Origin of the sequence: uncultured Tenacibaculum sp. (assembly GCF_947498805.1) — a bacterium.
In the GTDB taxonomy this organism is placed as follows: domain Bacteria; phylum Bacteroidota; class Bacteroidia; order Flavobacteriales; family Flavobacteriaceae; genus Polaribacter.
Map to the genome: position 1 here is coordinate 83,488 of NZ_CANMLT010000008.1, position 24,387 is coordinate 107,874.

A 24,387-nucleotide genomic window follows, 5' to 3' on the forward strand; every position below is an offset into this window, starting at 1 on the left:
ATGCAGTTTATTACATTTTTAGCTTTCACACTACTCGTTGCCATTATCTCCTATGTAAAAAGTAAAAACACCAATGAGAAAACCTCTGATGGTTATTTCTTAGGAGGACGAAGTTTAACAGGATGGGTTATTGCAGGTTCTTTACTCCTTACCAATTTATCTACAGAGCAAATTGTAGGATTAAATGGGGCTGCTTTTAAAGAAGGAATCTTAGTAATGGCTTGGGAAACCTTAGCTGCCATTGCTATGGTGGTTACAGCAGTTGTGTTATTACCCAAATATTTAAAAGAAGGAATTACTACCGTTCCTCAATTTTTAGAAACTCGCTACGATAAAATGACCAAAACTATTACTTCTGGTTTATTCTTATCGGGTTATGTAATTGTATTGTTACCAATTGTATTATATACGGGAGCTTTGGCACTCAACAGCATGTTTGATATCCCTACTATATTAGGAGTTAGTAAAACAGCCGCATTATGGATTACCGTTTGGGGAATTGGAATTATAGGATCGATTTATGCAATCTTTGGTGGATTAAAAGCTGTAGCCATTTCTGATACCATCAATGCCATTGGTTTATTAATAGGTGGATTATTAATTCCTATTTTCGGATTGATATTGGTTGGTGATGGAAATTTAACCACAGGAATTTCTACTTTAATGGAAAAAGCTCCTGAAAAATTCAATGTTATTGGAGATAGTCAGTCTTCAATTCCATTCGGAACTATTTTTACAGGAATGATGTTAGTGCAATTATTTTATTGGGGAACCAATCAAGCAATCATTCAAAGAGCTTTGGGAGCCAAAAATTTAAAAGAAGGACAAAAAGGATTGATTTATGCCGCCTTTATTAAAATATTGGGACCTTTAATTGTAGTACTACCCGGAATTATTGCTTTCTATCTGTTTGGAACCTCTTTAGAAAATCCAGACGAGGCTTATCCTGAATTGGTAAAAAAAGTACTACCAGTAGAACTTGTAGGTTTTTTTGCTGCTGTGTTATTTGGAGCCATATTATCTTCTTTTAATTCAGCCTTAAACTCTTCGGTTACCTTATTTGGTTTAGACATTTACAAATCACATTTTAATAAAGAAGCTAGCGAACAACAAGTGGTAAAAGCAGGTAAAACTTTTGGAGTATTCTTAGCAATACTTGCCATGTGTGTAGCTCCTTTACTAATGTATGCAGGAAGTATTTTTAACTACTTACAAGAAGCCAATGGAATTTATTCTATTCCAATTTTAACCATCATTATTGTTGGATACTTTACCAAGTACGTTCCTGCAATCGCTGCAAAAATTGGAATCATATCAGGATCTATACTATATATTATTAGTCAGTTTATCTTAAAACCTTTGGTTTTTGGAGAAGAAAACTATCCGCATTTCTTACATGTAATGGCTATTTTATTTGTATTAAATGCTTTGATTATGTTAATAATAGGAAAGTTACACCCAAGAAAAGAAGCTTTTGCTTTACCTTACACAAAACAGGTAAACATTACACCTTGGAAATATGTAACAATAACGGGAGTTGTTATTTGTGTCATTATAATTTTTTCATACATCTATTTCTCATAAATAAATGAACCTAATAATTAAGGAACATATCAAGAATAAATTCATCGCTGATTTTAAGAATGAGCCGTTACTGATATTCTCTCCTGGACGTATTAATTTAATTGGAGAGCATACAGATTATAATCAAGGTTTTGTCTTCCCTACGGCTATTAATAAAGGAATCTATGCAGCTATTTCCAAAACCAACGATTATGTATCAACAGTACATGCCTTAGATGCTGGAGAGAGTTTTCAATTTCAATTAAACAATGTTTCTCCCCTATCTGAAAACAGCTGGAAAAATTATGTTTTGGGAGTGGTTGGTGAAATCCTAAAAACAGGCAAACAACTTTCTAACTTCAATATTATTTTTAGTGGAGATATTCCAAGTGGCGCAGGATTATCTTCTTCAGCAGCATTAGAAAACGCCATTACATTTGGTTTAAATGAATCGTTTAATTTGAACCTTACCAAAAAGGAAATGATATACATTTCTCAAAAAGCGGAGCATAATTTTGTAGGCGTACAATGTGGAATCATGGATCAATTTGCTTCCATGTTTGGTAAAGAAAATAAAGCACTACTATTAGATTGTTCGGATTTAAACCATAAGGAATTCTCAATTCATTTAAATGATGTAGAAATTGTACTTATCAATTCGAACGTAAAACATTCTCTAGCTGAAAGTGCGTATAATGAAAGACGCTCCACCTGTGAACATATTGCTTCTTTACTCAAAGTAAACTCTTTAAGGGAAGTTTCTAAGAAACAATTAGAAAGTATAAAAGAATACGTTTCTCCAGAAGACTATAAAAAAGCACAATATGTTATTGAAGAAAACCAACGAGTTCTATTAGCTAGCAAAGCTTTAGAAACAGGTGACATCCAAACACTAGGGAATTTGTTATATGAATCACATGAAGGACTTTCCAATCAATACCAAGTCAGCTGCGAGGAACTTGATTTCTTAGTTGAAAAAGCCAAAGAATCTTCAGCTGTTATAGGTGCTAGAATGATGGGTGGTGGCTTTGGAGGTTGTACACTCAATCTTATTCGATCTTCAGAAAAAAACGATTTTTTAAAAACTATTCAACAACAATACAAATTAAAATTCAACAAACAATGTTCTGTTTACAAGGTTACAACAGCCAACGGAACGCAAATTATATAACATATGAGAACATTCATTTTTATAGCAACTATTTTACTTTTCTTTTCATGTCAACAATCAATCAGTCAATCATCTGAAGAAACCGACAAAAAAGAAATCCTAGCTATTATGAAAGCACAAGAAAAAGCTTGGTCTAATCATGATTTGGAAGGTTTTATGGAAGGATATTGGAAAAGTGATTCCTTAAAATTTTACGGTAGTAGTGGTATTACATATGGTTGGAATAAAACTTTAGCTAATTATAAAAAAGGATACCCAACAAAAGAACATAGCGGAACCCTAAACTTTAAAATTAATGACATTAGCAAAATAAATGAAGGAGCCTATTTTGTCATGGGAGAATATCATTTAACCCGTTCTGTTGGAAATGCAAATGGCGTGTTCATGATCATCTTTAAAAAAATTAAAGGTACATGGAAAATTATTGCTGATACTTCTTGTTAACCATGAATACTAACCTTAGTAATTATTCACATAAAAGATACAATATACTCACAGGAGAATGGGTATTGGTATCTCCACATAGAGTCAAAAGACCTTGGCAAGGGCAAGAAGAAACGGTTGTCGCTCAAAAAAAACATAGCTATGATGAAAACTGCTATTTATGCGCAGGAAATAGTAGGGCTAATGGAGAAAAGAACCCAAATTATAAAGACACCTTTGTCTTTACAAATGATTTTGCCGCATTACAAAATAATAGTCCTGATTTTACCTTTGAGGATGGACTATTAAAAGCGACCTCAGAAATAGGCATTTGCAAGGTGATTTGTTTTAGTGCAGATCATTCCAAAACATTAGCTGATATGTCTATTTCAGAAATCACTAAAGTAGTTCATACATGGAGCCATGAGTTTTCTGAACTTGCTCAACATGATTTTATCAACTACATTCAAATATTTGAAAATAAAGGAGCTGTAATGGGTTGTAGCAATCCACATCCGCATGGGCAAATTTGGGCACAGTCTAGCATTCCAAATGAAGTTTTAAAGAAAGATACGCAGCAAAAAGAGTATTTTTCCTCGCATAAAAACTCCTTATTGGAAGATTATCTACAACAAGAACTTTCAAAGAAAGAACGTATCCTATTTGAAAATGAACATTTCGTTGCACTAGTTCCTTTTTGGGCAGTATGGCCATACGAAACAATTATAATTCCAAAAAAAAGACAGCAAAACATCTCTGAGCTTAACGAATTGGAAACTCAATCTTTTGCAGAAGCTATTTCAAAAGTAACCAAAGCATACGATTGTATTTTTAACTGTTCATTCCCCTACTCTAGTGGTATTCATCAAGCTCCAGTGAATGACGACAACAATGAACATTGGCACTGGCACATGAGTTTTTACCCTCCATTATTAAGAAGTGCAACAGTAAAAAAGTTTATGGTTGGTTATGAAATGTTTGGTATGCCTCAACGAGATATCACCGCAGAAATTGCTGCAAATCAACTACGTAGTTTTATCAATTAATTTCACCCTCAAAAAGAAGTTTTATTTTTTTTGAATAAAAATTTGGTTTAATAAAAATTATTTCTAAGATTTGTTCCGTACAAAAACAAGAAGATAAGTTATGTTACAAAATGTATGGCAAGGTTTCTATTTTTACTTTTACTATTTTAGTAAGAGGAGAGACTTTATACCATATTTTTAAATAGCATAAAAAAATATAAACAATATAAAGTCTCGATAGTATCGAGGCTTTTTTTTTACGCCAAAATGAAAAAAATAGCCATTCAAGGAATACAAGGAAGCAACCACCATATTGTGGCAAACAACTATTATGACAGCAACATTCAAATAGATGAATGCTTGTCTTTTGATAGTTTGGTTGACAGTTTACTTTCAGAAGAAAGTGAACAAGGAATCATGGCCATAGAAAATACGATCGCTGGTTCTATAATTCCAAATTATGCATTAATCGACAAAAACAACCTTCATATTTCAGGAGAATATTACTTGCCTATTCACCATCACTTAATGGCATTGCCTAATCAAACCATAGAAGATTTAAAAGAGGTTTGTTCGCATCCAATGGCTTTGTTACAATGTAAAGAGTTTTTCAAACAACATAAGCATATTAAACTAGTTGAAGACGTTGATACTTCTGCGGTTGCTGAAAGAATTGCCAAAAACAACTTAAAAGGAGTAGCAGCTATCGCACCAAAAATGGCAGCAGATATTTTTAACCTTGAAGTAATTGAAGATGAAATTCAAACGATTAAAAACAATGCTACCCGCTTTGTTATTTTACAAACGCAACCTCCAAAAAATGGAAAAAGTGAAATTAACAAAGCTTCTTTAAAATTTGAATTAGACCACAAAAGAGGAAGTTTAGCTGCAATTTTAAATATGATGAGTGATTGTAAGTTAAATCTCACTAAAATTCAGTCATTACCGAAAATTGAAACTCCTTGGAAGTATGCTTTTTTCGTTGATGTAACTTTTAATCAATATGAAGATTATGCTAAAGCAAAATCTATTATTGAAATTATGGCGGAAGATTTTAAAGTATTAGGAGAATATAAAAACGGAAGAATATGATACAGTTTGCCAACCGTTTAAACACAGTTCAGGAGTACTACTTCTCTAAGAAACTAAAAGAAGTACGTCAATTAGTTTCTGAAGGAAAACCAATTATCAATTTAGGAATTGGAAGTCCAGATTTACAACCACCTCAATCTGTTATCAATGCAATTAAAGACAGTTTATTTGAGGAAGGGGCTCATAAATACCAAAGTTATCAAGGGTTACCTGAATTTCGAAATGCCGTAGCAAAGTTTTACCAAAACAAATACCAAGTTTCAGTAAATCCAGAAAATGAAGTACTTCCTTTAATGGGAAGTAAAGAAGGAATTATGCATATTTCTTTAGCTTTATTAAATGAAGGAGATGAAGTATTAATTCCAAATCCTGGATATCCAACATATAGTTCGGTAACTAATTTAATTGGAGCCAAATCGGTATACTATGAGCTAGATGCAGCAAATAATTGGCAACCTAATTTTAAAAAACTTGCTCAGCAGGATTTAAGCAAGGTTAAGTTAATGTGGGTTAATTATCCGCATATGCCAACAGGAACCAAAGCATTAAAAGAAACCTATGAGCAATTAATTGCATTTGGTAAACAACATCAAATTGTAATTGTAAATGACAACCCTTATAGCTTTATCTTAAATGATAACCCTAAAAGTATTTTACAAGTTGATGGAGCTAAAGACATTGCTTTAGAATTAAACTCATTGAGTAAGTCATTTAACATGGCAGGTTGGAGAGTTGGTAAACTCATCGGAAAACCAGCATTTTTAAATGAGGTTTTAAAAGTAAAAACACAAATGGATTCTGGAATGTTTTACGGAATTCAAAAAGGAGCTATCAAAGCATTAGAATTAGAAAATGACTGGTTTGAAACTCAAAATAAAATTTATCAAAAAAGACAACAGTTAATTTTTGATTTAGCTGAAAGGTTAGAATGTAGTTTCGACAGAAACACTTCAGGAATGTTTGTTTGGGCAAAGCTTTTAAACGGTAAAAAATCTGATGAAATGATTGATGATTTACTATACAACAAACACCTTTTTGTAGCACCAGGGACCGTATTTGGAACTCAAGGAGAAGGATATATTCGCTTTTCTTTATGTGTTCCTGAAGAAAAAATTAAAGAAGCAATTAGTAGAGTATAATGAACGTATTTATTATTGGATTAGGATTAATTGGAGGTAGTTTAGCTCTAGATATTCAGCGAGAATATAAAGATACTACTGTGTATGGAATAGATATTAATGAAGACCACATTAAGGAAGCTATTGAAGCAGGCATCATTCATGAAAAAGCTATTTTTTCAGATTTGAGTAATGCAGATATTATAATTGTTTCAATCCCTGTAGATGTTTCATTAACAATAATACCAAAAGTATTAGATGAAATATCAGATAACTGTTTGGTCTTAGATGTAGGATCAACCAAGGAACAAATTTGTGATATCATTAAAGAGCATCCGAACAGAAGAAATTTTTTAGCGACGCACCCAATTGCGGGAACAGAGTTTTCTGGACCTTCTGCTGCGCTTCATAATTTATTCAACGGAAAAACAAATATTATTTGTGAAGTAGAAAAAACAGCATTTAAGTTACAAGAAAAAGCCTTGGCTATTTTTTCTAAACTAGGAATGCGTATTCGTTATATGGATCCAAAATCTCATGACAAACACATTGCATATGTTTCGCATTTATCACATATAAGTTCTTTTATGCTAGGAAAAACAGTTATTGAAAAAGAGAAAAACGAACGTGATATTTTCGATATGGCAGGAAGTGGATTTGCTTCTACCGTACGTCTGGCTAAAAGTTCACCAGCTATGTGGGCACCTATTTTTGAACAAAACAAAAACAACGTTATAGAAACATTAGAAGAATATATTCAAAACCTACAATACTTTAAAACACTATTAGAACAAGACAAATTTTCGGCTATTTATGCTGAAATGGAAAACACAAATCATATAAAACAAATATTAAACGGAATTAAAGAAGTTGAACTTCGCTAAAGGAATATCAAAATGGAGAACAAAAAAGAATTAAGAACATGGTTAGATGATTTCAAGCTAAATCATCCACTAGTAATTGCAGGACCTTGCAGTGCAGAAACAGAAGAACAAGTATTAAAAATTGCACATGAATTAAAAGACACAGATGCAACAGTACTTAGAGCAGGAATTTGGAAACCACGTACCAGACCAGGAAACTTTGAAGGTGTTGGTGCTTTAGGTTTAAAATGGTTACAACGTGCCAAGAAAGAAACGGGTATGTTAACTGCTACCGAAGTAGCAAATAAAGACCATGTAAAATTAGCTTTAGAGCACGACATTGATATTTTATGGATTGGAGCTAGAACAACGGTTAGCCCATTTATTATTCAAGAAATTGCAGATGCCTTAAATGGAACTGATAAAATTGTATTGGTAAAAAATCCAGTAAACCCAGATTTACCTTTATGGTTAGGAGCTATTGAACGTTTATACACTGCAAACATTAAAAAGTTAGGAGTTATTCATAGAGGTTTCTCAACCTATGAAAAAACGAGATATAGAAACAATCCTGAATGGCAAATTCCTATTGAATTACAAAATCGTTTTCCAGATTTACCTTTAATTTGTGACCCTTCACATATTGCAGGTCGTCGTGATATTATTTTTGATATTTGTCAAACTGCGCTTGATTTAAATTTTGATGGATTAATGGTAGAGACCCACTATGATCCAGACAATGCTTGGAGTGATGCAAAACAACAAATCACACCAAAAACATTGATTCAAATGATGGTAGACTTAAAGGTTCGTAAAGAAACAGATACCGAAGCAGAATACCGAAATGCTTTAAATACTTTACGTACTCAAATAGATGTAGTAGATCATCAGTTAATCGACTTATTAGGTAAGCGAATGAAGATTGCTGATAACATCGGACAACTTAAAAAGGAGAAAAACGTTGCTATTTTACAAACAAGACGCTGGAACGAAATTTTAGGAAAAATGATTCTTGAAGGAGATGAAAGAGGCTTAAGTGAAGAATTTGTTTTAAGAATGTTCAAAGCAATACACCAAGAAAGTATCAATCATCAAGAAAAGATTATCAACGAATAATAAGTATAAAAAGACTGTCCTTCGACAGTCTTTTTTATTTCAAAAAATGTATCTTCATACAACCAACCAAACTTAAAAAACTGTATGAAACCAATTCACACTATTGATGATGTTATAGATATACTACAAGACATCATTGATGAATCTATTGCGAATAAAAGCCCACTTGGATATTTTGCTGCATTGTATCAAAAAGTTACCATTAAAGTTAAAGAAGGAATTCAAAATAACTTTTTTGATGATGGAGAAAGAATGGAAAAACTAGATATTATTTTTGCAAAGCGATATATAGATGCATACTATAACTACAAAGAAAACAAACCGGTAACCTTATCTTGGGAAAAAGCATTTGGTATTGCTAACAATTACTGGTATATCGTATTGCAACATTTATTAATAGGAATGAATGCTCATATTAATTTAGATCTGGGAATTGCTGCTGCTGAAGTATCTAAAGGGCACAACATCGAAGATTTAAAAGATGATTTTAATAAGATCAATGAAATACTCTCCTCCTTGGTAACGGATGTAGAAAATAACCTTGCCACCATATGGCCATTTTTAAGGAAAATTTTAAAGTGGACAAGAAAGGTAGATAATTTCTTAGTTGACTTTAGTATGGAATTAGCAAGAGATGGTGCATGGAAGTTTGCTGTGGCTTTTGCAAACACTCCAGAAGAAGATAAAAAAGAGGCTATTGCTATAAGGGATCAAAAAGTAGCAAAAAAAGGAGATATTATTATTGCTCCTGGGTTGATTCCACAAGTAATTTTTATGATTATTAGAGTTTCTGAAAAAGGAAGTATCCCTAAAAAAATTAAAGACTTAACAGCTTAAATCCCTCTAAAAACATTCAATTTTTATTCTCATCTTTGCGCTATGACAGGAACGGTTTATAAATCTACAGGTAGTTGGTATTGGGTAAAATCTGAAAACACCCTATATAAATGTAGAATTAAAGGAAAATTTAGAATCAAAGGTATTAAAAGCACCAACCCATTGGCGGTTGGAGATAAGGTTGATTTTTCCTTAGAAACAAATAATAATGAAGAAACGGGCGTGATTAACAAAATTCATGAACGTGATAATTATATTGTTCGTAAATCGGTAAACCTATCTAAACAGACTCATATTATTGCCGCTAATATTGACCAAGTATTTTTATTAATCACGATTGATAACCCTCCTACTTTTACCACTTTTATAGATCGCTTTTTAGTTACAGCTGAAGCTTACTCTATTAAAACCATTCTCGTTTTTAACAAAATAGATTCTTATGAGATTGATCAAAAAGCAGAAATATTGTATTTAAAGGATATTTATGAAGCTATTGGTTATGAATGTATCGAAGTATCTGCTACAGAAAATATAAACGTAGATAAAATCAAAGACCTAATGACTGGTAAGGTAAGTATGTTTTCTGGTCATTCAGGAGTTGGAAAAACTACCTTATTAAATACTATTGAGCCTACATTAAATTTAAAAACTAAAGAAATTTCAGAACAACACAAACAAGGACAGCATACCACAACTTTTGCTGAAATGTTTGATCTTAGTTTTGATGCTCAAATTATTGACACCCCTGGTATTAAAGGTTTTGGAGTTGTTGATATGGACAAAGATGAGTTAGGAGATTATTTTCCAGAGTTCTTTGCTTTAAAACAACATTGTAAATTCAATAACTGTATCCATATCAATGAACCTCGTTGTGCCGTAAAAGAAGCTCTAGAAGCTGAAGAGATTTCATGGTCCCGCTATAAAAGCTATTTACAAATCATAGAAGGAGAAGAAGAAAACTACAGAACAGATATTTGGGAATAACACAATACCTATTAATTAAATGAAAACAGTTATTCAACGTGTTTCAAAAGCAAGTGTAACAATTGAAGGTAAAAAAGTTGCCGATATTAAAAGTGGGCTTTTAATTTTACTAGGAATTATAAACGAAGATACCATGGAAGATATACAATGGTTGACAAAAAAAATAGTGAACCTGCGTATTTTCAATGATGATAATGGTGTTATGAATACTTCTGTAAAAGATATCAATGGAGGTATTATTGTAGTAAGTCAATTTACCTTGCACGCTTCTACTAAAAAAGGAAACAGACCCAGTTATATCAAAGCAGCAAAACCTGATATTGCCATTCCTTTATATCAAAAATTCGTTCAACAAATTGAAAACGAACTTGGAAAGAAGGTACAAACAGGTGAATTTGGAGCTGATATGAAGGTAGAATTATTAAATGACGGACCAGTTACGATACTTATTGATTCTAAAGACAAAGTATAAGAAATCGTTAAGGTTTACCCTAAATAACTTCCAAGGAAAATAATTTTATTTATATTTGTTCCAAATAATTATTAAAAACTTAAAAAATGAAACAATCAATTTTAGCTATCGCTTTCTTAGCATTAACAGCGGTTTCTTGTAAAACTGAAAAGAATAAAGCAGCAACTGGAGAAGAAGTAAAGGAAGTTAAAAAAGTAGAAAACGTTATCAACTCATACAAAGCAAACGTTAGTGAATCAACGGTTACTTGGAAAGGAACTAAACCAACAGGTTCTCACAACGGAGTAGTTTCTTTACAAAGTGGAGTATTTGATATTGAAAACGGTGCATTAAAAGCTGGAGAATTTTCTATTGACATGAACTCTATTTCTTGTACTGATTTAGAAGCAGGTAATGGTAAGGAAGATTTAGAAGGACACTTAAAGTCTGGAGATTTCTTTGATGTAGCTAAATTCCCTACTGCAAAGTTTGTTGTAGCTAGTACTGAAGAAAAAGACGGTAAATTACATTTAACTGGTAACTTAACTGTAAAAGATGTTACTAAGAGTATTACATTCCCAGTTACATTAACTGAAAATGGAGACGAAGCTACTTTAAAGAGTGATGTATTTAGTATTGATAGAACAGAATTTGGAGTAACTTACAAATCTAAAAAGATTGACGCTGCTTTAAAAGATAAGTTTATCAATGACTTAATGGAAATGTCTTTTGAAATTAAAGCTAAGAAGTAATTTTTAAAATACAAGCATATAAAAAAGGAGGTTTTCATGAAAACCTCCTTTTTTTATACATTCAATACAAGTTCTTCAACTTCAAATAGTTCTTTAAAATGATAAAGAATTTTACTCTTTACTTCTTCTTCATCAATCTTTCTACCTAATTCAACATCCATAGATGTTACTGCCTTTCCTCTAATACCACAAGGAATGATATTATCAAAGTAGCCTAAATTTACATTTACGTTCAAAGCAAAACCGTGCATGGTAACCCATCTACTAGCTCTTATCCCCATTGCACATATCTTACGTGCAAATGGCGTACCCACATCTAACCATACTCCTGTTTCTCCTTCACTTCGAACTCCTTTTAAACCATATTCTCCAATAGTCAAAATAATTGCTTCTTCTAACAATCGTAAATACTTGTGAATGTCTGTAAAGAAATTCTCTAAATCTAAAATTGGATATCCTACGATTTGACCAGGTCCATGATAAGTAATATCTCCTCCTCTATTTATTTTATAAAACGTAGCTCCTTTTTCTTCTAATTGTTTTTCATTTAACAATAAGTTCTCCAGATCTCCAGATTTCCCAAGAGTATATACATGCGGATGTTCAACAAATAAAAAGTGATTTGGCGTGATTATTTCAGTATTACCATTCCTTCTTTCTTTCTTAAGTTGAATGATATTTTCTAACAAATCAGTTTGATAATCCCAGGTCTCTTTATAATCTTTTTTTCCTAGATCACTGATTCTTATTTTTTTATTCATAAATTTATCCACTATTATAAGCCCCAAAGGTAGGGAAAAATAGTTTTCAACTGTTTACCCTATACTAATCAAAATTCTAAGCATGATTAAAAATATTACACTATTCTTATTGTTTGTGTTTTCCTTTACATTCAATAGTTTTTCGCAAGATTTCTGGGAAAAAAAAGATGCGAAAAACGATTTTGTTCAAAACAAGAACATAATCTACAAAAAAAACTTCCCTAAAAAATATACGATAATGTCTTTGGATGTGAATGATTTTAAAAATCATTTAGCCAAATCTACCGCTCAAAAAGGAGGTGAATTGATCATAAAACTTCCAAATTCGGAAGGAAAATTAACTAAATTTAAAGTTAAAGAAACGTCTTATCTAGCACCTGAATTAGCAGCTAAATTCCCTATGATTAAGTCATATTCTGCTCAAGGTATTGATGATCCTTCTTCTACCGCTAAAATTAGTTTTGGTACAGATGGTCTTCATACAATAATTTTTTCAACAACTGGAAGTACAGTTTATATAGATCCTTATACTAAAAATAAACAAGAATATATTGTTTATAAGAGAAGTGATTTAAACCCTAGTAAAACTGATTTTGAATGTCAAATTGAAGACGCTGCTAAAAAGGCCGCTAAGCAAACTGCTTCTCATAGCTATAGAAACGCGAATGACGGTAAATTAAGAACCTATAGATTAGCTATAGCTGCCACTGGTGAGTATTCTCAATTTCATATAAATAGATCATCCTCTACACCTTCAACAGATGACGAGAAAAAAGCCATAGTTTTATCTGCCATGAATACCTCTATGACACGAATAAATGGAGTTTATGAAAGAGACTTAGCTGTAAGGATGGTTATTGCTAATAACAATGATGAAATTATTTTTTTGGATGCAGCAACTGATAATTTAACAAATGATACGCCAGGAACCTTAATTAATGAAATACAAAGTATAATTGACAATGCCATCGGAAAAGACAACTATGATATGGGACATGCCTTTTGTACCGCAGATTTGGCTGGAATAGCAAGTTTGAACTCTGTTTGTAATGACAATTTTAAAGCCCAAGGAGTTACTGGTTTATTACAACCCGTTGGTGACCCTTATGACATTGACTTTGTTTCGCATGAAATGGGACATCAATTTGGTGCAACGCATACGCAAAATAATTCTTGTAATAGATGGGATTCAACCGCCGTTGAGCCAGGTAGTGCTTCTACAATCATGGGATATGCTGGTATTTGTGCTCCAAATGTTCAAAACAATAGTGACGATCATTTTCACGCAGTTAGTATTGCTCAAATGTGGAGTCATGTTGTAAATACTGGTGGATGTGCAACTACAACCGATACAGGGAATAGTGCTCCTACAGCAAACGCTGGTAACGACTATAGTATTCCAAAATCAACTCCTTTTGTGTTAAGAGGAAAAGCTACAGATGCTGATGGAACTGCTACTTTAACATATAACTGGGAACAAATAGATAATGAAATAGCAACAATGCCCCCTGCTCCAACAAGTAAGGGTGGACCAATGTTTAGATCATTACCTTCAAAAACAACTCCTAATAGATATATGCCTGCCTTGGCAACTGTGGTTGCTGGAAATACTTCTACAACTTGGGAGGTTTTACCTTCGGAAGCTAGAGATTTAAACTTTGCCTTTACAGTTCGTGATAATCATTCAGGTGGAGGTAGTACAGCCAGAGATGATGTTAAAATAACAACTACAGATGCAGCAGCTTTTACAGTAACAGCTCCTAACTCAGCAGTTACTTGGAATACTGGTACCACACAAACTATTACTTGGAATAAAGGTACTACCGATCAAGCCCCTATCAATTGTGCTAAAGTAAATATCAAATTGTCTATCGATGGTGGAGTAACTTTCCCTATTATATTGAAAGAAAACACCACAAATGATGGAACTGAAAACATTGTTATCCCAGACAATCCTACAACTACAGCTCGAATAATGGTTGAAGCTGCTGATAATGTTTTCTACAATGTAAATTCAAGTAGTTTTACTATTAACTCAACAACTCCAACCTTTATTTTCACAAACAACACAAATACTCAGGTTGTTTGTAACTCTGGAGGAAACACAGTTAACTATATTTTAAACTTCGATTTTGTGAACGGTTTTAGTGAAACAGCTACTTTATCAGCTACAGGAGCACCAACTGGTGCAAATGTTACTTTTAACCCAACTACGATTAATGCTGATGGCAACGTAACAATGACCGTTAGCAATCTTGATGGCGCTGCACAACAAGATTATAATATTGAGGTAACCGCTACCGCTACATCAGTTACTCAAAAAACAGAAGCGCTGCTTAAGGTTGCTGGTAGTAATTTTACTGCAATTCCTTTATCTGCTCCTGCGAATGATACAACTGGAGTAAGCCTTACTCCTACTTTTGAATGGGCTGCTAATTCTAATGCAACTTCATATACAGTACAAGTATCTACAGACAATACTTTTGCTACATCTATAATTGATGAAACCGTTACAAGCAATTCACTCATTTCTTCAACTTCTTTAGCAAGTGTTACTAAATATTATTGGAGAGTAAAACCTAAAAATGACTGTAATGAAGGTACTTTCTCTAGTATTTTCAGTTTTACAACAGAGACCCCAGAGTTTTGTAGTTCTACTTTTACAGATGATGCTGGTGGAACAGAGCATATAACAAATGTTACTTTCAATACCATCAATAATAACTCTGGTAATGATGCTACAGATGGATATGAAGATTTTACTTCGGTATCAACCAATGTAAAAAGAACATTATCATATCAAGCTAGTGTTACTTTTAACACTGCAGGATACCAAGACCATTGCTTTATTTTTATTGACTGGAACAAAGATTTCAAATTTGATAAAAATACTGAGAGATACGACTTAGGAACTAAGTCTGATGCTGATGGAAATACAGCTACTACTAATACCGATACTGCAACTCTTGACATTCCTATTCCTGCAAACGCAGTACTAGGAGAAATAAGAATGCGTGTAATTATTGAATATGCAAGCCCTACTACCGGATATGGTGATGGAGCTTGTGATGCTGATCACAAATCGGAATGGGGAGAAACAGAAGATTACACTTTAGTAATTGATGAAGCTCCGGCTCCTGATTTTACATTAACAAATACAACTGGAGATTTATCTATATGTAATAAAGCAACGAATGAACAAGTATTTAAATTAGACTTTAAAACATTGTTTGGTTTCAATGAAAATGCAAACTTAACAGTTACTGGATTACCTACAGGAGCTACCGCTTCATTCTCCCCAACAACAATAAACAGTAATGGTACAGTGAACTTAACTGTTTCAAACTTAAATGCAGCTACTGTTGGTGACTACACAATGAAGGTAACAGCTGCTTCAACTTCTGTTACAAAAGATGTTAATATTATGTTCAATGTGAATGATAATATTTGTAAGTCGACAGGTAATAATGATTCTCAAATAAGTGTTACAAACGTTAAGTTTAATACTATTAATAACACTTCAACTAAAACAACAGGGTATTCTGATTATACATCTATGAATACACAACTTGAAAAAGGACAGAAGTATACTTTAGAAGTTCAAGTAAATTCAGATGGTAACAACACGGCAACTACATACGCTTGGATTGACTGGAACCAAAACTGTTTGTTTGAAGCTAATGAAACGTATGATTTAGGTACTATTACAAATAGTAGCGGAGCTACGAGCAACAGTGGTTTAGAAATTACTGTACCGAGTGATGCTGTAATTGGTTCTACTACCTTAAGAGTTTCTACTAAAAACAATACTGGTGGTACTCCAAGTTCATGTCAATTAAACTTTAATGGTGAAGTAGAAGACTATACCATTTCTTTAACAAATGACTTTACTATAGCAAATCAAACTGGTGGAGGTTCTGTATGTAACAAAGCTACTACTGAATTTGCATACACTATAGATTATAAAACTATCAACGATTTTAACGAAACAGTAACTTTCGCAGTAAGTGGTTTACCAACTAATGCAACTTCAGCATTTAACTCAAATACTATTAATGCGAATGGTACAGTTACTTTAACTGTAGGCGGATTAGATAATGTTGCTGTTGGAGATTATACATTCAAGTTAACAGGTACATCTGCTTCTGCTACAAAAGAAATAGACATTGTTTTAAGTGTAAATGACAATATTTGTAAATCAAACGGTAATACTGATTCTCAAATAAGTATTACGAATGTTAAGTTTAACACTATTGATAATGCTTCAACGAAAACAACAGGTTATTCAGATTTTAAATCAGTTTCAACAACAGTTGCAAGAAGTGACAAGCACGATTTAACAGTAAACTTAAATAGCGACAATAGCACCATTGGAACTACTGTATGGATTGACTGGAATCAAAACTGTTTATTTGATGCTGATGAGACCTTTACTTTAGGTACAAGCAATGCTGAAACAGTTACCATTACAGTTCCTGAAAGTGCAGTTCTTGGTAACACAACAATGAGAATTGCTACTAAGTCTGCTTCTAATGGAGCTCCTAATTCTTGTGAGTTAGACTTCAATGGAGAAGTTGAAGATTATACAATTACAGTAGAAGAAGGTTTTGCTACAACTGCTACTTTATTTAAAGACCTAAAAATCTACCCAATTCCTTCAAACGGAAAAATAACAGTAGACTTTAGACTTAAAGACAAGGAAATGACAACTTTTAGATTGTTTGATTTCCAAGGTAGATTAGTATTTACGCAAGGTTTACCTTCTAACTCTAGCTTATTCTCTCAAGAATTAGATTTAAAAGTAAGAGGTGGGCTATATTTATTACAAGTTGAAAACGCAGGAAAAACTATCACAAGAAAAATTCTTATAAGATAGTTTTAACCTAAAAATAGAAGTAAAAAAAGCGAACCAAAATTGGTTCGCTTTTTTATTCCCTTAAGAATAATATTCAAACTATTACAAATTATACTTTACGCTAAATACTGCATACCTAGGTTGCACGAGGTATGAAGATGTACTATTGTAAACATTTTCTATCGTATTATCTTGGTTTAACGATGTCGTATTTAAAATATTAGTTATTCCAATCTTATATTCCCAAGAGCTATCTTTCTTTTGATAGGTTAAATCGGCGTCCCAGAAACTATAATTATTTATAGTCCTCTCCTGATTTCTATAATTGTTATATGTATATCGTGTATTAAAAACAAAGCTCTTTAAAAAGAAAGTATCAAAGTTTATATAAGGGCTATGAGTTGTAAACGTATTATTAGAATTCCCTTGATCGTAGTTATTAATTGAAAAGTTATATCCAATATCAAAATTAGGAGCTTCTCTAAAGTTCGTACTAAACTTTGTTCTATACGATTGATTGAAACTTTTAGACACTCTATTTTCTGCTACTAAAGTTTGTGGATTGATAAAAATATTATTCGATTTAGAATAGGATACGTTTCCTCCTAAACTTACTTTAAATTTTCTAAAACTCTTTTCAAATCGTCCATTTGCCGCGATTGTTTCATCTGGGAAGGCTGAGTTGATTGAAGAAGAAACCCTATCAATTCCATCTTGTATAGAACTTCCCTTGATACCATCAATTCTTTTATTATAAGAAATGTTTCCAAAAATATTTGTGTAGTTAAACATATTAAAATTAGAATATGTCAAATTGAAATTATGAGAAAGTGCATTCTCTAAATCTCTATTTCCTGAATACAAACTATTGTAATTATTCAATACAAACCCTTCTGCTAATCTTGTTACATCAGTAAAACTAACCTGCATTCTATAGCTCAATCGTAAAGTTTCAGACTTTTTTAGATTTACTTTTATATAAGCGTCTGGTAATAATTTTGTAAAACTATTATCTACCACTGTTCCTAACTGTGTATTTTTTGCTGAATAGGTATGTAAAGTTGCTCCTTGATTAAAGGTGAAAATTCCTGAAACAAATTTGTAATGCAACCCTGTATAGAAATCACTAAATGAATACTCTACATCATTTTTTGCTGTTTGATCATCTAAATCTTGTCTTGATGAATTCGATAGTATTTGATAAATATTAGAATTAAACTGCTGATTACTTAGAGTTGTACCAAAGGTTACGTTTAAATTACTTTTAGAATTTAACACATAAAAGTAATTTACTTTTCCATCTAATTTATTTGTTTTAACACGTTCATTTTGATTTAAGTTATAAGGTCCTGTAACTCCTAAAGAAAGAGGATTTACAATAGCACCAGACAATTGATTTAACTGAGTATTATAAAACGGATCTTCATCTTGCCATAAATGTTGCCCTTCAAAAGAAAAGATATGATTCTCATTTAAAGTATAGTAATAATTCAAATTCTGGTTGATAGAAAAAGGAGTTTGTTGATTCAACTCTGTAATAGGCACAGACGTTTCTGTTCCGTTAGTCACTCTATTAGAGATTAAATTTTGGTTTTCTGATAGTTTAGATACTTTAATAAACGCATCATAATCTAGTTGATTATTGGTATTCGGTTTGTAACTTGTACTTAATTTTACCAGACCTAAATCATTTTGTTGAGTTGTATTATTATTTGTTGTTTCTACTAAATCTTGATTAATATAGTTTCGAATACTATTCTCTTCAATATTCGTTTTCATTCCAGAATAAATTCCGAAACCACTAAAATCTAATGTCTTTTTAGGAGAATAACTAAAGTTAACAGCTCCAAACTTCGAATCAATAGCTTTTGCTCGGTTATTTCGCATAAGTAAAAAGCCTAAATCATTTGATAAATTTAATGAAGTTCCTCCATCTCCGATATTTCTAAATCCACCTGTAAACTTAAAATAGTCTCTCCATGTAAATGGAATTTCACCAATATTATTAAAATCAGAAATAACATTTAAACTAAATTTCGGACTATAATAGAACAACTTTGGATGTGTTATATATCGTTCATCGGGTCCGGCTCCAGCTGAAACTTCCCCAAACCAAAAACGCTTTTTACCTTCTTTCAATTTTAGATTTATAACAACATTATCTTCATTATCTGTAACCCTACTCAATTGTTGAATCTCACTGTGATTTTTTAAAACCTCAACTTTATCAATAGCATTCGCAGGTATATTTTTAGTGGCTAGTTTAGAGTCTCCGTCAAAGAAATCCTTTCCTTCAATCATTACCTTTTTAACCGTTTTTCCTTCTACCTCAATTTCTCCATCATCATTAACTTCTACTCCTGGTAACTTCTTTAAAACATCACCCAATTTCTTTTCTGTACCGCTTTTAAAACTATCTGCGTCATAAACAATGGTATCTCCTTTTACCTGCACGGGCATTTTGTAAGTAATATTTACTTCATCTAAAGATTCATCAGCAGAAAGTTGGATGTCTTTTTTTAAGTTTAACTCTTGAGTTTGAACATCTATGCTTGTAGTTTTCATTCCAATGTAACTTACTTTTACATTGTAATTAGCATTCTTTTTTAGATTCAATTTATACCTACCTTTTGCATCTGTAAATCCGTAAGAATCTAATTTTTTTGTTTGTGTATTAATGGCTATAACATTAGCCATTTCTAAAGGAGAACCAATACTATCCTTCACAATTCCTGTCACTGAAATTTGTGCATTAATCCCCCATACAGCCATAAGCATGACTATAAATAATTTTGTTTTCATCTTGTTGTTTGATTAAACGTGTAAGTAATTAAAAACGTCCTCTTCCTCTACCGTTCCCTCCTCTTCTTCGTTGAAACATTTCTCTCATTTCTTCCATCTTTTTCTTAGCTATCTTATCGTATTCTTCTCTAGTTACCTTTTTCCCTTTGGTTGGTTTCTTGATTACTTGTTTTTCTGAAGGATTCAGCACAATTTCAGAACATAAAATAGTAGTTCTTCCTGCATTTACTTCTAAAATCAACCCAGGTAATCCTCCGTATTCTCCAGGTCCATTACTCACGGGAATTTGCGGTGTGTACCAAGCCGTAACAAGTACTTCTCTTTTAATCTCAGATTCTTTTTCTTTTTCCTCTTCTTTATTGTTATTTCTCCTTGGTCGAAACCTTCTAAAATCAACATCATCAATACTTTTTACCACAGTAGCCTTTAAACAAGTATACTGACCTATTTGCTTGGTCTCTCCGGTCATTTTCCACTTTAAATCCTCTAATTCTTCTTCAATTAAAAAGTTCTTACCAAAAAACTCCTTGCTTTCTAAAAGTTCTTTTTCTTTTACATTTTTATACTGAACCCCATTAGAAAAGCTGCTCATCATGCTTTGAAATCTACCACCTCTTCCTTCTGTTGGTGCTCCCAATCTTTCTTCTTCCTTATATAAAGATTCTGTAGTATTAAAGCTTAAAACATAGGTTCTTTCAGAAAAGCTTTTCATTCGTTGTTCAATACGTTTTTTCTGTTCTTCAGACATTTGTCTATTACCAAAGTTCATATTCATTTTGGTCTTTGACTGATAAACTGCTTTTCCTTGAAAATCTTTTTGAGCCGAAATAGTTAGTGAAGAGATACAGAAAATCCCTACAAGTAATTTTTTCATAATTTGGTGTTTTCTTTATAGATGTATAACTCATCTAAGACTAAAGAAAACACCAATGGTTTAATTTACCCTTGAATTTCTATACTAATAGAATTCCCGTCATTCCCTCTGCTTTTTCTCTTATTCTTAAAACGCTCCATCATTTCTTTTGATTTTTCGTCCATAATTTTATCAAACTTCTGTTGAGTTACCTTTTTCCCTTTTGTTGGTTCTTCAATTACTACTTTATCAGACGGATTAATTACTATTTCTGAACAAACAATTGTTTGTTTACCATCTTGTATTTCTAAAATCAACCCTGGTAATCCCCAATGTAATCCAGGGCCATTACTTACAGGTATTTCAGGAGTATACCATGCAACTGTTTTAACCGTTACCTTTTCTGTCTTATCCTCTTCTTTACCTTCTTCATTTACAGAAAAACTTCTACGTTCTTCTTCTCTACTTCGCTCTGCTTTATAGCAAGTATATTTCCCAATAGTCTTAGTTTCTCCAGTCATTTCCCAACCTAAATCAGACAAATTATCTTTAATTAAAAAGCGTTTACCACTTATCTCTGTCTTATTTACATAGCGTTTATCTTTTACATTCTTATATAAAACATCAGTTCCTCCTCCATTTCCTATAATTTGAATTTGTACCCCATTGGTAGGTTGTGGTGCTGATAATTGTGCTTCTTGCTTATAAGTAGACGCATAATTATCAAACTCTAAAGTAAAAGTCTTTTGAAACTGTCTTTTTAATTGTTCATGTAATTGCTTTTGAATCTCAGAATTAGGAGCATTCTTACCTTCATTCATTTTAATATCAACTTTCCTATGCGTTTTATAGGTAGCTCTTCCTGTAAAGTTTTGTCCGTAAGTAATGGAACTGATTAATATGAATAATCCTACTATTTTTTTCATGATTTAAATTTTAAAATTTCCTTAATACTTTTATTATTCGTTTTGCGATATTTATACTACTATCAATGTCTTCTACATCAGATTTAATTTCAAAGCTATGTTTGAATTTTAGTTTGTTTTCTTTCGAGTTCTCATTGTTTACTCGAAATCCAAGTGTAACCTTCTCTTCAGTATCTTCTAATATTTCTTTTACATCATCCCAATCAATTGACTGTAATTCTTCCAATGAATCAACAGTATATATCAATGATGTAATTTTACTTTCTTTAATCTCTGCCGTTACAGATTCTTGTCCAAAACAAAAAGAGGTAACGAAGAGTAACACACTTAATACTATTTTACACATATGATTAGTTTTTTAATTTTTACAGTACAAATATGAAATTCGTAATTAGTCTTTTCAGTTAACGAGTGTTAACGAGTGTTAAGCGCTTTTTAAAAACCAACATAAGTGCTTACTTTTGAGGTATGAATACAAAAAAAAATCGTTGGATACTCTATTTAATAAGTATTACTATTGTTGCTACAATAGGTATTCAGTTCTATTGGAATTTTAAAAACTACCAACAAAATAAACAACGAGTTATCAATGAAATTCAGCAGAGTTTGGATGACTCAGTAGAAAGGTACTTCACCAATATTTCTAAAGATTACTTTACAATTGTTGAAAAGGATGATCTATCTGAAGAAGGAATGGAAAAGAAAAATCAACTTTTAAAATCAGTTTTCCCTATTGCAAAAAACAAAAAAAGCGATTCTATTTTCAAAGATCCTTCTTTTAAAATAACCTCTTTTAGCTTTCGTACAGATAGTGAAGAAGAATATCAAAAATTAGACTCTACATTTTTCAAGCAAATTATTATAGATACAGAAACAAAGCTTCAAAAAATGGATACTGCTAAATCGGAATTTAAGATTAAGCAGGTCACACAATTCAATAGAGATGGAAAAACTGGTGTTCACTACAAATCTCCTAACCAAATTGAGGAAGTACAAGTTTTTAAAGGTAAAAAAGCTTCAGATAGCCTGCAGCTTTTAAAAAATTTAAAAACCATTGTGATCTCAATTCAAAATGATTCAATTAAATTAAATGAACTGGATTCTATTTTTAAAAATATACTTGTAAATAAAAACATCAATACAAGTTTTAACATCAATCATTTTAAACACGACACCATTTTCAACTCGTCTAAAAATGTGCATAGTAATTTCTTATTATTGGAAAGTGAAGCATCTCCTGTATTTTTAAAAGAAAACGAGCGTATTCAAATACAATATACAAATCCAACTTATGAAGCTTTAAAAAGAAGTCTTACAGGAATTCTTTTATCCCTTGTTTTATCCTTAGCTGTAATTTCCAGTTTGTTTTATTTATTAAAAGTAATAAACCAACAAAAAGAACTCGCTGAAATAAAAAATGATCTAATTAGTAATATCACACATGAATTCAAGACTCCCATAACTACTGTTTCTACTGCACTGGAGGCTATTAATAGTTTTAACGCTATTGACGATAAAGAGAAGACAAAGAAGTACATTTCAATATCTTCTGTTCAAATAGAAAAACTTCACTTAATGGTTGAAAAACTACTAGAAACAGCTACCCTAGATAGTGAAAAGTTATTACTAAAGAAAGAAACTGCTAATGTGGTAGAGCTGACTAAAAGTTTGGTTAAAAAACATCAGTTTACCACTTCAGATAAAATCATTGGCTTTTCATCTAATAAAGATATTATTGAAGCAAACGTTGATGTTTTCCATCTTGAAAATGCTATTTCAAATCTAATAGACAATGCAATCAAATATGGTGGTAATTCTATTGAAATTCATTTACAGCAAGTGCTAAACACAATGGAAATAACCATTGCTGATAATGGTAAAGGAATAGAGAAAAATCAACAGGAAAAAATATTTGATAAATTTTATAGAATCCCAAAAGGAAATACACACGATGTAAAAGGTTTTGGAATAGGATTATATTACACCAAAAAGATTATCGAAAAACATAACGGTACTATTAGTTTAACATCAAAGCCTAACAATACTGTTTTTAAAATTGTTTTGAACCATGGATAAATTAGTGAAAGTTTTACTAGCTGAAGATGAACCTAGCTTAGGACAGATTGTAAAAGAAAGTTTAGAAACTAGAAACTTTGAAGTTTTACATGCGTTAAATGGTGAAGAAGCCTACAAAATTTATCAAAATACACCCTTTGATGTTTTGGTATTAGATGTAATGATGCCTAAAAAAGATGGATTTACTTTGGCAAAAGAGATTAGACAGGAAAACAAACACATCCCGATCATTTTTTTAACCGCTAAATCTCAAACTAAAGACGTGGTCGAAGGTTTTGAACATGGAGGTAACGATTATTTGAAAAAACCTTTCTCTATGGAAGAACTAATAGTACGAATCAATGCTTTATTAGATCGCATAAACCTAAAAAACGATGTGGAAAATATTGGCATTGGAAACTATACTTTTAATCATACCAAACAAACCTTAACTTTTCAGAATCAAAAACAAACACTTACTCATAAAGAATCGGAATTGTTGTTACATCTGAGTCAGAAAAAAAATGAAGTTTTAGATAGAACATTCATTTTAAACAAGCTTTGGGGAGATGATGACTTTTTTAACGCCAGAAGTATGGATGTTTTTATTTCTAAACTCCGAAAAAAACTAAATCAGGATGAAAACATTCAAATTTTGAATGTTCGTGGTTATGGTTATAAATTGATTTGTTAAAATCTTTTCTAGTTCTATTTTTTATGTAATTTTACCAACTCTTAAA

At 31.9% G+C, this 24,387-nt stretch carries 20 protein-coding genes; 15 read left to right on the top strand and 5 right to left on the bottom strand.

Annotation, left to right across the window (positions count from 1 at the left end):
- The 12 genes from Q0873_RS15545 to Q0873_RS15600 all read left to right on the top strand — a co-directional run bounded on the left by Q0873_RS15545 (position 1) and on the right by Q0873_RS15600 (position 11,395).
- Complete coding sequence (locus tag Q0873_RS15545) at positions 1-1,584, top strand: solute:sodium symporter family transporter (protein ID WP_299109002.1); 1,584 nt, start codon at positions 1-3, stop codon at positions 1,582-1,584.
- Positions 1,585-1,588: 4 nt separating this feature from the next.
- Positions 1,589-2,734, top strand: coding sequence for a galactokinase (galK, locus tag Q0873_RS15550; protein ID WP_299109004.1), 1,146 nt, complete (start codon positions 1,589-1,591; stop codon positions 2,732-2,734).
- A gap of 3 nt (positions 2,735-2,737) precedes the next feature.
- The gene (locus Q0873_RS15555) at positions 2,738-3,178 is read left to right on the top strand and encodes a nuclear transport factor 2 family protein (RefSeq protein ID WP_299109006.1); all 441 of its coding nucleotides are present in this window, start codon (positions 2,738-2,740) and stop codon (positions 3,176-3,178) included.
- Between the two features lie 2 nt (positions 3,179-3,180).
- Entirely contained in the window at positions 3,181-4,203 is a 1,023-nt protein-coding gene (locus tag Q0873_RS15560) for a UDP-glucose--hexose-1-phosphate uridylyltransferase (RefSeq protein ID WP_299109008.1), read from the top strand.
- A 246-nt stretch (positions 4,204-4,449) separates the two neighbouring features.
- Positions 4,450-5,274 carry a prephenate dehydratase gene (locus Q0873_RS15565; RefSeq protein WP_299109010.1) on the top strand — a complete coding sequence of 275 codons (825 nt, stop codon included), beginning with the start codon at positions 4,450-4,452 and terminating at the stop codon, positions 5,272-5,274.
- Positions 5,271-6,413, top strand: coding sequence for an aminotransferase class I/II-fold pyridoxal phosphate-dependent enzyme (locus tag Q0873_RS15570; protein WP_299109012.1), 1,143 nt, complete (start codon positions 5,271-5,273; stop codon positions 6,411-6,413). Before Q0873_RS15565 ends, Q0873_RS15570 begins: the two co-directional genes overlap by 4 nt.
- Positions 6,413-7,276 carry a prephenate dehydrogenase gene (locus Q0873_RS15575; RefSeq protein WP_299109014.1) on the top strand — a complete coding sequence of 288 codons (864 nt, stop codon included), beginning with the start codon at positions 6,413-6,415 and terminating at the stop codon, positions 7,274-7,276. Before Q0873_RS15570 ends, Q0873_RS15575 begins: the two co-directional genes overlap by 1 nt.
- Positions 7,277-7,288: 12 nt before the next feature.
- The gene (locus Q0873_RS15580) at positions 7,289-8,371 is read left to right on the top strand and encodes a bifunctional 3-deoxy-7-phosphoheptulonate synthase/chorismate mutase type II (RefSeq protein ID WP_299109016.1); all 1,083 of its coding nucleotides are present in this window, start codon (positions 7,289-7,291) and stop codon (positions 8,369-8,371) included.
- A gap of 84 nt (positions 8,372-8,455) precedes the next feature.
- The gene (locus Q0873_RS15585) at positions 8,456-9,208 is read left to right on the top strand and encodes a DUF5995 family protein (RefSeq protein WP_299109019.1); all 753 of its coding nucleotides are present in this window, start codon (positions 8,456-8,458) and stop codon (positions 9,206-9,208) included.
- Between the two features lie 42 nt (positions 9,209-9,250).
- Positions 9,251-10,192 carry a ribosome small subunit-dependent GTPase A gene (gene rsgA, locus Q0873_RS15590; RefSeq protein ID WP_299109021.1) on the top strand — a complete coding sequence of 314 codons (942 nt, stop codon included), beginning with the start codon at positions 9,251-9,253 and terminating at the stop codon, positions 10,190-10,192.
- A gap of 19 nt (positions 10,193-10,211) precedes the next feature.
- The gene (dtd, locus tag Q0873_RS15595; RefSeq protein WP_299109023.1) at positions 10,212-10,664 is read left to right on the top strand and encodes a D-aminoacyl-tRNA deacylase; all 453 of its coding nucleotides are present in this window, start codon (positions 10,212-10,214) and stop codon (positions 10,662-10,664) included.
- An 86-nt stretch (positions 10,665-10,750) separates the two neighbouring features.
- Entirely contained in the window at positions 10,751-11,395 is a 645-nt protein-coding gene (locus Q0873_RS15600) for a YceI family protein (protein WP_299109025.1), read from the top strand.
- 53 nt (positions 11,396-11,448) lie between these two features.
- On the opposite strand, the gene lipB is transcribed toward Q0873_RS15600, so the two are convergent.
- Positions 11,449-12,156 (bottom strand): lipoyl(octanoyl) transferase LipB, encoded by a 708-nt coding sequence (gene lipB / locus Q0873_RS15605; RefSeq protein ID WP_299109028.1) that lies wholly within the window; start codon positions 12,154-12,156, stop codon positions 11,449-11,451.
- Positions 12,157-12,238: 82 nt separating this feature from the next.
- Between lipB and Q0873_RS15610 the strand changes: the two genes are divergently transcribed.
- On the top strand, positions 12,239-17,032 hold the full coding sequence (locus tag Q0873_RS15610) for a GEVED domain-containing protein (RefSeq protein ID WP_299109030.1): 4,794 nt from the start codon (positions 12,239-12,241) through the stop codon (positions 17,030-17,032).
- 81 nt (positions 17,033-17,113) lie between these two features.
- Here the strand turns inward: Q0873_RS15610 and Q0873_RS15615 are convergent, their stop codons facing one another.
- From Q0873_RS15615 to Q0873_RS15630, 4 genes are all read right to left on the bottom strand, one after another.
- A complete protein-coding gene (locus tag Q0873_RS15615; protein WP_299109032.1) occupies positions 17,114-19,813 on the bottom strand; it encodes a TonB-dependent receptor in 2,700 nt (899 codons plus the stop codon).
- Between the two features lie 28 nt (positions 19,814-19,841).
- On the bottom strand, positions 19,842-20,687 hold the full coding sequence (locus tag Q0873_RS15620; RefSeq protein WP_299109034.1) for a GLPGLI family protein: 846 nt from the start codon (positions 20,685-20,687) through the stop codon (positions 19,842-19,844).
- Between the two features lie 65 nt (positions 20,688-20,752).
- Positions 20,753-21,592: a GLPGLI family protein gene (locus Q0873_RS15625; RefSeq protein WP_299109036.1), complete on the bottom strand. Its 840-nt coding sequence runs from the start codon at positions 21,590-21,592 to the stop codon at positions 20,753-20,755.
- A gap of 10 nt (positions 21,593-21,602) precedes the next feature.
- On the bottom strand, positions 21,603-21,938 hold the full coding sequence (locus tag Q0873_RS15630) for a hypothetical protein (protein WP_299109038.1): 336 nt from the start codon (positions 21,936-21,938) through the stop codon (positions 21,603-21,605).
- Between the two features lie 122 nt (positions 21,939-22,060).
- On the opposite strand from Q0873_RS15630, the gene Q0873_RS15635 reads away from it, so the two are divergent.
- Both Q0873_RS15635 and Q0873_RS15640 read left to right on the top strand, forming a co-directional pair.
- Entirely contained in the window at positions 22,061-23,668 is a 1,608-nt protein-coding gene (locus Q0873_RS15635) for a HAMP domain-containing sensor histidine kinase (protein ID WP_299109040.1), read from the top strand.
- Positions 23,661-24,341 carry a response regulator transcription factor gene (locus tag Q0873_RS15640; RefSeq protein ID WP_299109042.1) on the top strand — a complete coding sequence of 227 codons (681 nt, stop codon included), beginning with the start codon at positions 23,661-23,663 and terminating at the stop codon, positions 24,339-24,341. Before Q0873_RS15635 ends, Q0873_RS15640 begins: the two co-directional genes overlap by 8 nt.
- The last annotated feature ends 46 nt before the right edge of the window (positions 24,342-24,387 follow it).

Coding starts and splice junctions, on each gene's coding strand:
- Q0873_RS15545 (WP_299109002.1), top strand. CDS start 1: ATGCAGTTTATTACATTTTTAGCTTTCACACTACTCGTTGCCATTATC.
- galK (WP_299109004.1), top strand. CDS start 1,589: ATGAACCTAATAATTAAGGAACATATCAAGAATAAATTCATCGCTGAT.
- Q0873_RS15555 (WP_299109006.1), top strand. CDS start 2,738: ATGAGAACATTCATTTTTATAGCAACTATTTTACTTTTCTTTTCATGT.
- Q0873_RS15560 (WP_299109008.1), top strand. CDS start 3,181: ATGAATACTAACCTTAGTAATTATTCACATAAAAGATACAATATACTC.
- Q0873_RS15565 (WP_299109010.1), top strand. CDS start 4,450: ATGAAAAAAATAGCCATTCAAGGAATACAAGGAAGCAACCACCATATT.
- Q0873_RS15570 (WP_299109012.1), top strand. CDS start 5,271: ATGATACAGTTTGCCAACCGTTTAAACACAGTTCAGGAGTACTACTTC.
- Q0873_RS15575 (WP_299109014.1), top strand. CDS start 6,413: ATGAACGTATTTATTATTGGATTAGGATTAATTGGAGGTAGTTTAGCT.
- Q0873_RS15580 (WP_299109016.1), top strand. CDS start 7,289: ATGGAGAACAAAAAAGAATTAAGAACATGGTTAGATGATTTCAAGCTA.
- Q0873_RS15585 (WP_299109019.1), top strand. CDS start 8,456: ATGAAACCAATTCACACTATTGATGATGTTATAGATATACTACAAGAC.
- rsgA (WP_299109021.1), top strand. CDS start 9,251: ATGACAGGAACGGTTTATAAATCTACAGGTAGTTGGTATTGGGTAAAA.
- dtd (WP_299109023.1), top strand. CDS start 10,212: ATGAAAACAGTTATTCAACGTGTTTCAAAAGCAAGTGTAACAATTGAA.
- Q0873_RS15600 (WP_299109025.1), top strand. CDS start 10,751: ATGAAACAATCAATTTTAGCTATCGCTTTCTTAGCATTAACAGCGGTT.
- lipB (WP_299109028.1), bottom strand. CDS start 12,156: ATGAATAAAAAAATAAGAATCAGTGATCTAGGAAAAAAAGATTATAAA.
- Q0873_RS15610 (WP_299109030.1), top strand. CDS start 12,239: ATGATTAAAAATATTACACTATTCTTATTGTTTGTGTTTTCCTTTACA.
- Q0873_RS15615 (WP_299109032.1), bottom strand. CDS start 19,813: ATGAAAACAAAATTATTTATAGTCATGCTTATGGCTGTATGGGGGATT.
- Q0873_RS15620 (WP_299109034.1), bottom strand. CDS start 20,687: ATGAAAAAATTACTTGTAGGGATTTTCTGTATCTCTTCACTAACTATT.
- Q0873_RS15625 (WP_299109036.1), bottom strand. CDS start 21,592: ATGAAAAAAATAGTAGGATTATTCATATTAATCAGTTCCATTACTTAC.
- Q0873_RS15630 (WP_299109038.1), bottom strand. CDS start 21,938: ATGTGTAAAATAGTATTAAGTGTGTTACTCTTCGTTACCTCTTTTTGT.
- Q0873_RS15635 (WP_299109040.1), top strand. CDS start 22,061: ATGAATACAAAAAAAAATCGTTGGATACTCTATTTAATAAGTATTACT.
- Q0873_RS15640 (WP_299109042.1), top strand. CDS start 23,661: ATGGATAAATTAGTGAAAGTTTTACTAGCTGAAGATGAACCTAGCTTA.